13 protein-coding genes are annotated in these 12,188 nt (G+C 72.2%); 5 read left to right on the top strand and 8 right to left on the bottom strand.

Annotation, left to right across the window (positions count from 1 at the left end; all coding sequences use genetic code 11):
- Nucleotides 1-216 precede the first annotated feature (216 nt).
- A complete protein-coding gene (locus ACZ5DS_RS05150) occupies nt 217-390 on the top strand; it encodes a hypothetical protein (RefSeq protein WP_186581674.1) in 174 nt (57 codons plus the stop codon).
- Nucleotides 391-489: 99 nt separating this feature from the next.
- Here the strand turns inward: ACZ5DS_RS05150 and ACZ5DS_RS05145 are convergent, their stop codons facing one another.
- Nucleotides 490-1,305, bottom strand: coding sequence for an inositol monophosphatase family protein (locus tag ACZ5DS_RS05145; RefSeq protein WP_468234287.1), 816 nt, complete (start codon nt 1,303-1,305; stop codon nt 490-492).
- Nucleotides 1,306-1,313: 8 nt separating this feature from the next.
- Nucleotides 1,314-2,441 carry a ferrochelatase gene (locus ACZ5DS_RS05140; protein WP_468234285.1) on the bottom strand — a complete coding sequence of 376 codons (1,128 nt, stop codon included), beginning with the start codon at nt 2,439-2,441 and terminating at the stop codon, nt 1,314-1,316.
- Nucleotides 2,442-2,624: 183 nt separating this feature from the next.
- On the opposite strand from ACZ5DS_RS05140, the gene ACZ5DS_RS05135 reads away from it, so the two are divergent.
- Together ACZ5DS_RS05135 and ACZ5DS_RS05130 are read left to right on the top strand one after the other, a co-directional pair.
- Nucleotides 2,625-3,863 carry an MFS transporter gene (locus ACZ5DS_RS05135; protein ID WP_468234282.1) on the top strand — a complete coding sequence of 413 codons (1,239 nt, stop codon included), beginning with the start codon at nt 2,625-2,627 and terminating at the stop codon, nt 3,861-3,863.
- Complete coding sequence (locus tag ACZ5DS_RS05130) at nt 3,823-5,151, top strand: D-arabinono-1,4-lactone oxidase (RefSeq protein WP_468234280.1); 1,329 nt, start codon at nt 3,823-3,825, stop codon at nt 5,149-5,151. Before ACZ5DS_RS05135 ends, ACZ5DS_RS05130 begins: the two co-directional genes overlap by 41 nt.
- Here ACZ5DS_RS05130 and ACZ5DS_RS05125 read toward each other — a convergent pair.
- On the bottom strand, nt 5,075-5,839 hold the full coding sequence (locus tag ACZ5DS_RS05125) for a hypothetical protein (RefSeq protein WP_468234278.1): 765 nt from the start codon (nt 5,837-5,839) through the stop codon (nt 5,075-5,077). The genes ACZ5DS_RS05130 and ACZ5DS_RS05125 overlap by 77 nt on opposite strands.
- A gap of 480 nt (nt 5,840-6,319) precedes the next feature.
- Between ACZ5DS_RS05125 and sepH the strand changes: the two genes are divergently transcribed.
- Nucleotides 6,320-7,360 (top strand): septation protein SepH, encoded by a 1,041-nt coding sequence (gene sepH, locus ACZ5DS_RS05120; RefSeq protein WP_468234275.1) that lies wholly within the window; start codon nt 6,320-6,322, stop codon nt 7,358-7,360.
- Nucleotides 7,361-7,418: 58 nt separating this feature from the next.
- Here the strand turns inward: sepH and ACZ5DS_RS05115 are convergent, their stop codons facing one another.
- Nucleotides 7,419-8,270, bottom strand: coding sequence for a sulfurtransferase (locus ACZ5DS_RS05115; protein ID WP_468234272.1), 852 nt, complete (start codon nt 8,268-8,270; stop codon nt 7,419-7,421).
- A 321-nt stretch (nt 8,271-8,591) separates the two neighbouring features.
- On the opposite strand from ACZ5DS_RS05115, the gene ACZ5DS_RS05110 reads away from it, so the two are divergent.
- A complete protein-coding gene (locus ACZ5DS_RS05110; protein ID WP_468234269.1) occupies nt 8,592-9,383 on the top strand; it encodes a VOC family protein in 792 nt (263 codons plus the stop codon).
- Between the two features lie 17 nt (nt 9,384-9,400).
- On the opposite strand, the gene ACZ5DS_RS05105 is transcribed toward ACZ5DS_RS05110, so the two are convergent.
- From ACZ5DS_RS05105 to ACZ5DS_RS05090, 4 genes are read right to left on the bottom strand one after another with little or no spacing between them, the layout of a single operon-like run.
- Nucleotides 9,401-10,051, bottom strand: coding sequence for a thymidine kinase (locus ACZ5DS_RS05105; protein ID WP_468234266.1), 651 nt, complete (start codon nt 10,049-10,051; stop codon nt 9,401-9,403).
- Nucleotides 10,052-10,096: 45 nt separating this feature from the next.
- Entirely contained in the window at nt 10,097-11,287 is a 1,191-nt protein-coding gene (locus ACZ5DS_RS05100) for an alkaline phosphatase family protein (protein ID WP_468234263.1), read from the bottom strand.
- On the bottom strand, nt 11,287-11,883 hold the full coding sequence (locus ACZ5DS_RS05095) for a DUF5998 family protein (protein ID WP_468234261.1): 597 nt from the start codon (nt 11,881-11,883) through the stop codon (nt 11,287-11,289). The genes ACZ5DS_RS05100 and ACZ5DS_RS05095 overlap by 1 nt, the downstream gene beginning before the upstream one ends.
- A gap of 41 nt (nt 11,884-11,924) precedes the next feature.
- Nucleotides 11,925-12,179, bottom strand: a complete 255-nt coding sequence (locus tag ACZ5DS_RS05090; protein WP_468234259.1) for a hypothetical protein — start codon at nt 12,177-12,179, stop codon at nt 11,925-11,927.
- Nucleotides 12,180-12,188 lie beyond the last annotated feature (9 nt).

Genomic DNA, 12,188 nt, shown 5'->3' with positions numbered 1-12,188 from the left:
CGAGGGGAGGACGGCTTTACACCCCGCGATCACGCTCTGCATGTGCCGCAACACCATGCGGTACTTCGTCTTCCGCTTCCGCAGAGCGGGCGTGGGTGTCCGGCACCGTCGCCGCCCGGCAGGGCAGCGCTGGGCACCTGCGAGAGACGTGATCGCCCCTTCCGAACGGCACACCCCCGTGCCACCGACCCACGACCCAGGACGAGGGGGCGCAGCATGGACGCATTCACCGCAGGACTTCTGCAGCGCATAAGGGCGACCGAGTCCGACCTGTCGCGGGCTCGTGACGAGGGCGACGACTTCCTCGCCGAGGTGGAGCAGGCAGAGCTCGACGACCTGCGCCGCCTCGCCGCCGAACACGGTGTGGAGGTCGGCGCGTCACGCGTCTGATCGGCCCGAAGCACACACGGCAGGACCCCCGGCGAATCCAGCGCCGGGGGTCCTGCTCGTTTCTCGTGGCCGGCGGTGCCGAGCCCGGCGCGGCCCTTGTCAGTCGTGCCAGGCTCCGAAGTCCTCCAGCAGGCGCTGGAGGGGCTCGAAGACCCCCGGTGTACCGGCGACCGTCAGCTCACGGGACGGCCGCTCTCCGGGCCGTCCACCGGTCAGCGCACCCGCCTCGCGCGCGATCAGATCACCGGCGGCGAAGTCCCAGGCGTTCAGTCCCCGCTCGTAGTAGCCGTCCAGCCGGCCGCAGGCCACATCGCACAGGTCGACCGCCGCCGACCCGCTGCGCCGGATGTCCCGCAGCAGCGGGACGAGCCGGCCGGCCACCTCGGCCTGGTGCGCGCGGACCTCGGTGACGTAGTTGAAGCCGGTGGACACCAGCGCCTGGTCCAGCGGGGCCGCGGTGCGGCAGGACAGCGCGCGCTCGCCCTCCCACGCGCCGGTGACCCAGGCACCCTCGCCGCGTACCGCGTGGTACGTCTCGCCGCGCATCGGAGCCGCGACCACCCCGACGAGGGTCTCGCCGTCCTGCTCGGCCGCGATGGACACAGCCCAGGTCGGCAGCCCGTACAGGTAGTTGACCGTGCCGTCGAGCGGGTCGATCACCCAGCGGATGCCGCTCGTGCCCTCGGTGGCGGCGCCCTCCTCGCCGAGGAAGCCGTCGCGGGGGCGGCGGCCGGAGATCAGATCGGTGATCAGCTTCTCGGCCGCGATGTCCATCTCGGTGACGACGTCGATCGGACTCGACTTGGTCCTGGCCACCGCCAGGTCGGCCGGGCGTCCGTCGCGCAGCAGCTCACCGGCGCTGCGGGCGGCCTCCTGGGCCAGGTCGAGCAGTTCCCTGTGCAGGGGGTCGGTCACGGGTCTCCTTACGCGTAGGGGCTGTCGGCGCCCGCGGCAGCGGGGTGGGGGGTGCGGGACGGGCAGCAGCCGACCGGGCAGAGGTTGTGACTCGCGCCGAGCGCGCCGAGGGCGCACGGCGTGACCTGCTGCCCCCGCTCCACGGCGGCCCGCTCCAGGATCAGCTCGCGGATCGCGGCGGCGAACCGCGGGTCGGCGCCCACGGTGGCCGAACGGCGCACCGGCAGGCCCAGTTCCTCGGCCCTGTCCGTGGCCTCCGTGTCGAGGTCGTAGAGGACCTCCATGTGGTCCGAGACGAAGCCGATGGGCGCCATGACGACGGCCGGAACGCCGGCGGCGTGCTCCGCGTCGAGGTGGTCGCAGATGTCCGGCTCCAGCCACGGGATGTGCGGGGCGCCGGAGCGGGACTGGTAGACGAGCCGCCAGGGGTGGTCGATACCGGTGCGCTCGCGGACGGCGTCGGCGATCAGCTGGGCCACGTCCAGATGCTGCTCGACGTACGCGCCCCCCTCGCCGTGGGTCTCGACCGGGCCGGAGGTGTCGGCGGCCGCGGTCGGGATGGAGTGGGTGGTGAACGCGATGTGGGCGCCGTCGCGGACGTCCTCGGGGAGGTCCGCGAGGGAGTGCAGCACACCGTCGACCATGGGCTCGACGAAGCCGGGGTGGTTGAAGTAGTGCCGCAACTTGTCGATCTTCGGCAGCTCGAGGCCCTCGGCCTGGAGGGCGGCCAGCGCGTCGGCGAGGTTCTCGCGGTACTGGCGGCAGCCGGAGTAGGAGGCGTAGGCGCTGGTGGCGAGCACCAGGATGCGGCGGCGGCCGTCGGCGACCATCTCGCGCAGGGTGTCCGTCAGGTACGGCGCCCAGTTGCGGTTGCCCCAGTAGACCGGCAGGTCCAGGCCGTGCTCGGCGAAGTCCTTGCGCAGGGCGTCCAGCAGGGCGCGGTTCTGGTCGTTGATCGGGCTGACCCCGCCGAACAGGAAGTAGTGCTGCCCGACTTCCTTGAGGCGTTCCTTGGGGATGCCGCGCCCGCGCGTGACGTTCTCCAGGAACGGGACCACGTCGTCCGGGCCTTCGGGGCCGCCGAAGGAGAGCAGGAGCAGGGCGTCGTACGGGGTGGCATCGAGCGCGTCTGGCATGCCTCGATCCTGCCACCCGGCACCGACAGTCCGGCAACAGCAGGGTGAAGAGTCGGGTTCCAGTGGGTTTAGTCCGGTATTTCCCCCTGTCATTCCCGTGTCATTCCCGGTGCAATTAGGGTCACCTAACTCGTAAGCTGTATCGCCAGCCTTCGCGCCTTACCCACCCGCCCCGGAGACCACGTGCCCAGCCCCTACCGCGCCCTGTTCGCCGAGCCCGGCACCAAGGGCTTCTCCGCCGCGGGTTTCCTCGGCCGGATGCCGCTGTCGATGATGGGCATCGGCGTCGTCACGATGGTCTCCCAGCTCACCGGGCGCTACGGCCTCGCGGGCGCTCTGTCGGCCACCATCGCGCTGTCCGCCGCCGCGATCGGGCCCCAGATATCCCGGCTGGTGGATCAGCACGGCCAGCGCCGGGTGCTGCGCCCCGCGACCCTGGTGGCACTCCTGGCCGCCGCCGGGCTGCTGCTCGCCGCGCACGTCAGGTGGCCGGACTGGGTGCTGTTCGTCTGCGCGGCCGGGATCGGCTCGGTGCCGAGCCTGGGCGCGATGATCCGGGCCCGCTGGGCGGCCCTGTACCGGGGCACGCCGAAGCTGCACACCGCCTACTCGTTCGAGTCGGTGGTGGACGAGGTCTGCTTCATCTTCGGGCCGATCATCTCCATCGGTCTGTCCACGTCGTGGTTCCCGGAGGCCGGTCCCCTGCTGGCCGGCTGCTTCCTGGCCGTCGGCGTCTTCTGGCTGACCGCCCAGCGCGCCACCGAGCCGGAGCCGCACCCGCGCGAGCGGCACGGCGGCGGCAGCGCGCTGCGCTCGGCCGGGCTCCAGGTCCTGGTGGCGACCTTCGCGGCCACGGGGACGATCTTCGGGTCCGTCGACGTGGTCACCGTCGCCTTCGCCGACGAGCAGGGCCACAAGGCCGCCGCGAGCCTGGTGCTGGCGCTGTACGCGGCCGGTTCCTGCGTGGCCGGCATGGTCTTCGGACTGCTGCGCTTCGCGGGAACACCGGAACGTCGCTGGCTGCTGGGCGTGACGGCGATGGCCGTGAGTATGATCCCCCTCCTACTGGTCGGAAGCCTGCCGCTTCTGGCCGTGGCGCTGTTCGTTGCGGGGCTGTCCATCGCACCGACGATGATCACGACGATGTCCCTCATCGAAGAGCACGTACCTCGCGCAAAGCTCACCGAGGGCATGACCTGGGTGAGCACCGGCCTCGCGGTCGGTGTCGCGCTCGGCTCCTCCGTGGCCGGCTGGGTGATCGACGCAGCCGGCGCGCGTGCCGGGTACGGGGTTCCGGCCGTGTCCGGTGCCGTCGCGGTCGCGGTCGGTTTCCTCGGGTACCGCCGGCTGCGCAGGCCGGCCGCGGGTCGGGGAGGCACCGTTGAGCACCACAGCGAGCGCGAAGAACGGCACCTGGCGTAACTGGGGCGGCAATGTCGCCGCCCGCCCCGCCCGGCAGGTCGAGCCGGCCTCGGTGGAGGAACTGGCCGCGGCCGTCCGCAGGGCCGCCGAGGACGGCCTGAAGGTGAAGGCCGTCGGCACGGGGCACTCCTTCACGTCCATCGCCGCCACCGACGGTGTGTTGATCCGCCCTCAACTGTTGACGGGAATCCGCAACATTGACCGGGACGCCATGACCGTCACGGTCGAGGCGGGCACCCCGCTCAAGAGACTCAATGCGGTCCTGGCGCGCGAGGGGCTGTCGCTCACCAACATGGGCGACATCATGGAGCAGACGGTCTCCGGGGCCACCAGCACCGGCACCCACGGCACCGGCCGCGAGTCCGGCTCCATCGCCGCCCAGATCAGGGGACTCGAACTCGTCACGGGCGACGGCTCCGTGCTCACCTGTTCCGAGAAGGGGACCGAAGAGGAACGTGCCGTCTTCGCGGCCGCCCGCATAGGCCTCGGTGCCCTCGGCATCATCACCGCGATCACCTTCGCCGTGGAGCCGGTCTTCCTGCTCACCGCGCGCGAGGAGCCGATGGCCCTCGACCGGGTGCTGGCCGAGTTCGACCAACTGTGGGCCGAGAACGAACACTTCGAGTTCTACTGGTTCCCGCACACCGACAACACCAACACCAAGCGCAACAACCGCAGCGCGGGCCCCGAGCAGCCGGTGGGGCAGCTCGCCGGGTGGCTCGAGGACGAGTTCCTCTCCAACGGCGTCTTCCAGGTGGCCCAGTGGGTCGGACGCGCCGCGCCCGCGACCATTCCGGCGATCGCCCAGGTCTCCAGCAAGGCCCTGTCCGCGCGGACGTACACCGACATCCCTTACAAGGTCTTCACCTCGCCGCGCCGGGTGCGCTTCGTGGAGATGGAGTACGCCGTCCCGCGCGCGGCCCTGGTCGACACGCTGCGCGAGCTGAAGGCCATGGTCGACCGCTCCGGCCTGCGCATCAGCTTCCCGGTCGAGGTGCGCACCGCCCCGGCCGACGACATCACCCTGTCCACCGCATCCGACCGGGACAGCGCCTACATCGCCGTCCACATGTTCCGGGGCACGCCGTACCAGGCGTACTTCACCGCCGCCGAGCGCATCTTCACCGCGCACGAGGGCCGGCCGCACTGGGGCAAGGTGCACACGCGGGACGCGGAGTACTTCGCCGAGGTGTACCCGCGCTTCGGCGAGTTCACGGCGCTGCGGGACCGTCTTGACCCGGAACGGCTGTTCCAGAACGACTACTTGCGGAGGGTTCTGGGGGCGTAGCCGTCGCGCCGGACCCGCTGGGCGTGGGGGTCGGGGTGTCCGGGTCGCCGCTCGGCTCCCGGCTCGCCGAGTCACCCGGCGTGGGCGTCGCGGTGTCGGTCGTACCACCCTCGTGGGTACCTTCCGGCGGTGCGTGCGAAGACGGCGCGGGAGACGAGGGGGACGTGGGCGGCGAAGAGGACGTGGGCGGCGAAGGGGCCTTGTCCTCACGGGACTTCGAGGAGGACGAGCCCCGGCCGCCGACGGCGTCGCCGACCGTCGTACCCGTACCGCCACTGAAGCTGGTGCCGCTCACCAGCTCGTACGTGGTGATGCCGGCCATGGTGACGCCGAAGACGAGGGCGGCCGCGAGGACCGGGCGCTTCCAGCTCTTCACCCGCGCGCGGTAGACGGTCCCCTCGGTGAACTCGCCCGGAGCCGGTGGCACTTGGTCCTGCGGCCCCTGGTCCTTCGGCCGGGAGGTGACCGTGGCCTCCCGGATCTGCTCCCCGGTCCGCTTGAAGAAGTGCTGGAAGAGGGTGCCGCCGCAGGTGGCGACGACGCTGATGAGCCCGGCGCCGACGATCGTGCCGTACACCCCGAAGTACGAAGCCAGTTTGGCCGCCACGACCGCCGCCAGGGCGCTGCCCGCGACCTGAGGGACGCTCAGATCGATCCGCTTTCGACCCGTATCGGGCGTTGCACTCATACCCGGAACTTGCCTGCCTTTCCCGTACTTGAACGACCTGATCGGTCGACTGCACGAGAAAGGGACGTACGCACGAAACCAATAGTTCCGTTTCTGGTGATTGCGTGAAGTTCGCCACGTTCATGATCGGCAGAATGCGCTCGTGGGCGGCCAAGTCGCACCCCTTGCCAGAAGTTGGGCGGCGTGCCAATCCACGCCCGTGGTCCAAATGGAGTACTGTTGCGAGCCCTGGGTCCGGTCTCCCACCAGGGTGTCCGCGGCCTCGCAGGACCGCCGGGAGGGGGCTAGTTGCACAGGGTGACGGAGTTCGTCACTTAGCGTTGCGAATAGGTAACCGTGCCATAACGGCGGCCCAGGGCCCGTGCCCGACACGCCGGGCAACTCGGCAAGGTTGTGGCAGGCTGCACCCGGGCAGGCCACACTCGACTAGCGGAAGCAGCGACGCACGTGACGTCGGCAGGCACCACCCGGGAGGTCCCCATGCCCGAACTGCGTGTCGTGGCCGTCTCGAATGACGGCACACGGCTGGTGCTGAAGGCTGCCGACGCAACGGAGTACACGCTTCCGATCGACGAACGGCTGCGTGCCGCCGTGCGCGGCGACCGGCCCCGCCTCGGCCAGATCGAGATCGAGGTGGAGAGCCATCTCCGCCCCCGTGACATCCAGGCCCGTATACGCGCGGGTGCCACCGCGGAAGAGGTCGCCCAGCTCGCCGGCATTCCCGTCGACCGGGTACGGCGCTTCGAGGGACCGGTGCTGGCCGAGCGCGCCTTCATGGCCGAGCGGGCCCGCAAGACCCCGGTCCGCCGCCCCGGCGAGAACTCCGGCCCGCTGCTCGGCGAGGCCGTCCAGGAGCGGCTGCTGCTGCGCGGCGCCGAGAAGGACACCGTGCAGTGGGACTCCTGGCGCCGCGACGACGGCACCTGGGAGGTCCTGCTCGTCTACCGGGTCGCGGGCGAACCGCACTCGGCGAGCTGGACCTACGACCCGCCCCGGCGGCTCGTCCAGGCCGTCGACGACGAGGCGCGCTCGCTGATCGGCGAGTCCGACGACCTCGCCGTACCCGAGCCGAGCTTCCCGTTCGTCCCACGCATCGCCCGGCTGCCACGCGAGCGCTCGCTGGACCGCGCCCTCGACCGGGGCGACCGGGAGCGGCCGAGCCTGCCGGCACAGTCGTCCGAGCCCGCCGAGGAGAGCACGGGCGAACGAGACTCGCTGACCAGCCTGTTGGAGGCCGTACCGAGCTTCCGGGGCGACATGGTGGTCCCGGAACGGCCCGCGGAATCCCCGGAGGAGCCCCCCGAGGAACCCGCAGCGGAGGAGCCCCCGGCGCCCGCCGCCTCGGCCGGCTCCGCCTACGCGGACGTCCTCATGCCCCGCTCGGTCGGCAGCCACCGGGACCGGCTCATCGGCGCCACCGACCGTCAGGCCGAGGCCGACGGTGTCCGTCCCGGCCGCCGCGCCGCGGTCCCGAGCTGGGACGAGATCGTGTTCGGCACGCGGCGCAAGAAGCAGGAGTAAACCGGCCGTACGTCCGTATGAAAGGGGGGCACGCGTGCGTGCCCCCCTCTTTCCCCGCCTACTGCGGGTCCGGGCCGACCGCCACCGGACGGGACGGGTCCGCGGACCACTCCGACCACGAGCCGACGTACAGAGCCGCCGGGATGCCCGCGACGGCGAGGGCCAGCACCTCGTGCGCGCCCGAGACGCCCGAGCCGCAGTAGACGCCCACCGGCGCCTCCTCTGACACGCCCAGGGCCTTGAAGCGGTCCCGCAGGTCCGCCGCGGGCAGGAAGCGGCCGTCCGGTCCGACGTTCTCGTTCGTCGGCGCCGACACCGCGCCCGGGATGTGCCCGCCGACCCGGTCGATCGGCTCCACCTCGCCCCGGTACCGCTCCCCCGCGCGCGCGTCGAGCAGAACGCCCGAACGGGCCAGCGCCGCGGCCCCGTCCGCGTCGAGCAACCCGGCCGCGTCCGGCGCCGGTTCGAAGTCGCCCTCGGCCGGGGCGGGCACGTCCGTCGCGAGCGGGCCCTGCCAGGACGACAGACCGCCGTCGAGGACCCGCACGTCCGGGTGACCCGTCCAGCGCAGCAGCCACCACGCGCGCGCGGCCGCCCAGCCCTGACCGCCGTCGTAGACGACGACCGGCCGGGTGGCCGACACGCCCGCGCGGCGCATGGCGGCGCCGAACTCCGCGAGGTCGGGCAGGGGATGGCGGCCGCGTTCCCCGGGGGCCGAGGCCAGCTCCCGGTCCAAGTCGACGAAGACCGCGCCGGGGATGTGCCCGGCCGCATACTCGGCCCGGCCGTCGAAGGCCGGGGCGCCCGCCGCCTTCGCCACGCTCAGCTGCCAGCGGACGTCCAGCAGGACGGGCGGGGTGCCCGCGGAGAGAGCGTCGGCGAGTTCGGTTGCGGTGATGATGGCTGTCATGACGTCCATCCTTACGCCAGGGGTGGCCGCGGAGTCCAGGTCCGACTAGTCTGCTCCGCCGGACAGGCTCGATCACCAGGCGTACGGGATCGGGCACACGCTGTACAGCTGACGGACACCCGCCCGCCATCGTCAGGAAGCGGCGAGAGACGGCAGATCAGGCATTCTTCCCGAGGTGGCGCCGGACGGTCGGCGCGGCCCGGCCTGCGGCACCTCGGAGGATGCGGGTACCGGCACGGGCGTGCCCGCGCCGGCGGCACCCCCCTTCCGGGGGAGCGGATGCGACACGGCCACCGCGAGGGGCCGGGGAGAGAGTGATCGATGACCGAGGCACGGGAGTCGGCCGGCGCGCACCTGCGGCGCGCACCCGGCGCACCCGGCTGGGTGAGCCTGATGGTGCACCAGCTGGCCGCGACCGAGGAGTTCTACGGGGAGCTGTTCGGCTGGGAGTTCCGGCCGGGCCCGCAGCAGCTCGGCCCCTATGTGCGGGCTCTGCTGGACGGGCACGAGGTGGCGGGCATGGGCCAGTTGCCGCCCGACCGCCGGCTGCCGGTCGCCTGGACGCCCTACCTCGCCTCGGACGACGTGGACCAGACGGCCGACCAGGTGCGCCTGTGCGGTGGCACGGTGGCCGTCGGACCGCTGGACGCGGCCGAAGCCGGCCGGTTGGCCATCGCCGCCGACCCCTCCGGGGCGGTGTTCGGGATCTGGCAGGGGGCGGCCCACCTCGGCACGACGCTCAGCGGCGTCCCCGGCACCCCCGCCTGGAACGAACTGCTCACCTTCGAGACCGCGAGCGTCGCCAAGTTCTACGAGACCGTGTTCGGGTACGAGGAGGAGCCGGTGGTGTCCGCCGACTTCGACTACGTGACCCTGCACCTCGGGGGCCGCCCGGTGGCCGGAATCCACGGGATCGGCCATGGGCTGCCCCGGGACCGGGGACCGCACTGGCTGACGTACTTCGAGGTGGCGGACACCGACGCGACGCTGCGGCAGGTCGCCGAGCTGGGCGGCCGGGTGCTCAGGCCGTCCCATGACAGCGAGCACGGGCGGATCGCCACGGTGGCCGACCCGGAGGGAGCGGTCTTCTCGGTGGTCCAGGGCCCGCGGTGAGCCGCTCCCGGGAAGCCTCAGACCGAGGGCACCGGCAGGACGTCCGGGGACAGGGCCGCCGCGCGGGCCGACGCGGCGGTCATCCGGCGCCGGTGGTGGCGGCGGCACAGCACCTCGTAGCCGACCTCGCCGCCGGACTGGTTGACGTCGCCGACGACCACCTGGGCGCCCTCCACCACCATCTCGCCGTCCACCGTGCGGGCGTTGTGCGTGGCGCGGGCGCCGCACCAGCACAGCGCCTCGACCTGGAGCACCTCGATGCGGTCGGCCAGCTCCACCAGCCGCTGGGAGCCCGGGAAGAGCTTGGAACGGAAGTCGGTGGTGATCCCGAAGGCGAAGACGTCCATGCCGAGGTCGTCCACCACGCGCGCGAGCTGGTCTATCTGCCCCGGCGCGAGGAACTGCGCCTCGTCCGCGATCACGTAGTCCGCGCGACCGCCCTGCGAGAGGTGCTCGACGAGGTAGGCGTACAGGTCCTGGCCGTCCTCGACCTCCACCGCGTCGGTGACGAGGCCCAGCCGGGAGGACAGCTTTCCCTCGCCCGCCCGGTCGTCCCGGGTGAAGATCATGCCGACGAGGCCGCGCGCGGAGCGGTTGTGCTCGATCTGCAGAGCCAGCGTCGACTTCCCGCAGTCCATCGTTCCGGAGAAGAACACCAGCTCGGGCATGAGGAGTTGAGCACCTTTCGGCGAGTAGTCACAGGGCGGGACGGTTCAGGAGCGTACTTCGAGCAGCGGGACCAGCTGCTCGGCAGGGGTCATCGAACCGTGGTTGCCGACCAGCGACGACTCCTTCGGCTCCCGCTCGGAGGCGATGATCAGCACGTCGTCCCGCGCGGCCGCGACGACGTCGCCGAGGCGGTCGTACACCCGCTCGTCGATGTGCGGACCGAACCAGCCCGCCGCGATCGCCTCGTCCCGCGACGCCACCCAGAACTGCTCGCCGAGCACTTCGCGCCAGCAGGTGAGGACGTCGCTCGCGGCGCCCGGCACCGCGTACACGTGCCGCGCCCGCCCCTCGCCGCCGAGCAGGGCGACTCCGGCGCGCAGCTCCCAGTCCTCGTCGAAGTCGATGCGGTGCTGCTCGTCGAACGGGACGTCGACCATGCCGTGGTCGGCGGTGACGTAGAGCGCGCTGCGCGGGGGCAGTTGCTCGGCCAGACGCTGGACGAGCCGGTCGACGTACATGAGCTGTCCGCGCCAGGTGTCGGAGGCGACCCCGTAGCGGTGTCCGGCGCTGTCCAGCTCGGCGTAGTAGGTGTACACGAGGGAGCGGTCACCGGCGGCCAGTTGCTCGGCCGCGAGGTCCATGCGGTCCTCGCCGGTCAGCCGTCCGTGGAAGGTGCCGCCGCTCAGCGCGATCTTGGTCAGCGGGGTGTGCTCGAAGGCGGGCGAGGACACCTGCGCCGCGTGCACGCCGGCCTCGTGGGCCAGCTGGAAGACCGTGGGGTACGGCTGCCAGGGGCGCGGGTCCGTGTACGGCTGCCAGCGGAGCTGGTTCATCAGCTCGCCGGTGGCCGGATTGCGCACCGTGTAGCCGGGCAGGCCGTGCGCGCCGGGCGGCAGGCCGGTGCCGACGGAGGCCAGGGAGGTCGCGGTGGTCGCCGGGTAGCCGGCGGTGAGCGGGCGGCCGGTGCCGCCGCGCGAGCTGCCGAGGAGCGAGGTCAGGTAGGGCGCCTCGTCGGGGTGCGCCCGGAGCTGCTCCCAGCCGAGCCCGTCGATCAGGAAGACACAGACCCGGTCGGCCGGGGTCAGTTCCGTGATCGTGGCGGTCGTACCGGGGACACCGAGGCCGGCGGCCAGGGTGGGCAGGAGGTCGGCGAGGGAGCCGGTGCCGTACTCGGGCAGCGGCGCGGTGTCCAGGGCGAGCGGTTCCGGGTGGTCCCAGGCGGAGAGCTGGGACATCAGCGCGTGACGTCCGCGGTCGCCTCGGAGATCGCCTGGGCGAACGCGAGCGCCTGGCGCACCGTCTCCGGGCCGTCCCCGGCCTCGCTGACGCGCAGGCTGAGGTCGTCCGCCGTGGAGTTGCCCGTGTAGCCGTGGTCGGCCTCGCAGTTGGGGTCGCCGCAGGCGGCGGGCTCCAGGTCGATGCGACTGACCGCGCCCCAGCCGATGGTCAGCACGACCTCGCGGGGCAGCGTGCCCGGCTTGTACTGCTCCGGGTTCGCGACCACCCGGCTGACCACGACCGAGGAGATGCGCCCGAGCTTCACGGACTCCGTGGACGTCGTGGCGTACGGCGTCGGGGAGGTGCTGTCGGCGGCCTGCTCGTCGGTGTGGCTGACGATGAAGCGGTTGCCGGTGAGGACCAGGACGGTCACGTGCCGGCGCACCTCGTTCTGGTCGAACGTGGTCTCCTGGTGGACCAGGTACGACCGGATGGGCTCGCCGCCCACAGCGGTCTCCACCGCCTCGGCCACGAGGGCCGGGTAGTAGCCGCTGCGCTCGATCGCCGCGCGCAGCCCCTGGGTCGTCGTACTGGTCTTGGCCATGGCGTCCATCCTAATCCGTGGGCAAGGGGGGTCCGGGCCAGTCGCGGCCACTAGGGGGCGGCCTCGACGCCCGGGTGCGGGCGCCGCCGGACATGCCCCTGCAGGACGTCCAGCCGCTCGGCGGCGACCAGACAGGAGACGGGTTCCGGCCCGCCAGCGTCCGCTTCGAACGCGACGACGAGGGGCGGTGTTTCGTCCGGTTCACGCGCGAGACGTGCGGCCGGCCGCAGGTGCCCGCCGTGCCGGACGATCACTTCCCGGTCCCACCAACTGCCCTCGGGCAGCCGCTGTCCGGCGATCTCCACGTGTGCCCC

It is taken from the genome of Streptomyces sp. NPDC031100, assembly GCF_055570785.1.
This window is presented reverse-complemented; position numbering and strand designations above follow the sequence as displayed.

What these genes read in the sequence shown, in the direction of transcription:
- ACZ5DS_RS05150 (WP_186581674.1), top strand. Translation starts at nt 217, where the DNA reads ATGGACGCATTCACCGCAGGACTTCTGCAGCGCATAAGGGCGACCGAG.
- ACZ5DS_RS05140 (WP_468234285.1), bottom strand. Translation starts at nt 2,441, where the DNA reads ATGCCAGACGCGCTCGATGCCACCCCGTACGACGCCCTGCTCCTGCTC.
- ACZ5DS_RS05125 (WP_468234278.1), bottom strand. Translation starts at nt 5,839, where the DNA reads ATGAGTGCAACGCCCGATACGGGTCGAAAGCGGATCGATCTGAGCGTC.
- sepH (WP_468234275.1), top strand. Translation starts at nt 6,320, where the DNA reads ATGCCCGAACTGCGTGTCGTGGCCGTCTCGAATGACGGCACACGGCTG.
- ACZ5DS_RS05115 (WP_468234272.1), bottom strand. Translation starts at nt 8,270, where the DNA reads ATGACAGCCATCATCACCGCAACCGAACTCGCCGACGCTCTCTCCGCG.
- ACZ5DS_RS05110 (WP_468234269.1), top strand. Translation starts at nt 8,592, where the DNA reads ATGACCGAGGCACGGGAGTCGGCCGGCGCGCACCTGCGGCGCGCACCC.
- ACZ5DS_RS05105 (WP_468234266.1), bottom strand. Translation starts at nt 10,051, where the DNA reads ATGCCCGAGCTGGTGTTCTTCTCCGGAACGATGGACTGCGGGAAGTCG.
- ACZ5DS_RS05100 (WP_468234263.1), bottom strand. Translation starts at nt 11,287, where the DNA reads ATGTCCCAGCTCTCCGCCTGGGACCACCCGGAACCGCTCGCCCTGGAC.
- ACZ5DS_RS05095 (WP_468234261.1), bottom strand. Translation starts at nt 11,883, where the DNA reads ATGGACGCCATGGCCAAGACCAGTACGACGACCCAGGGGCTGCGCGCG.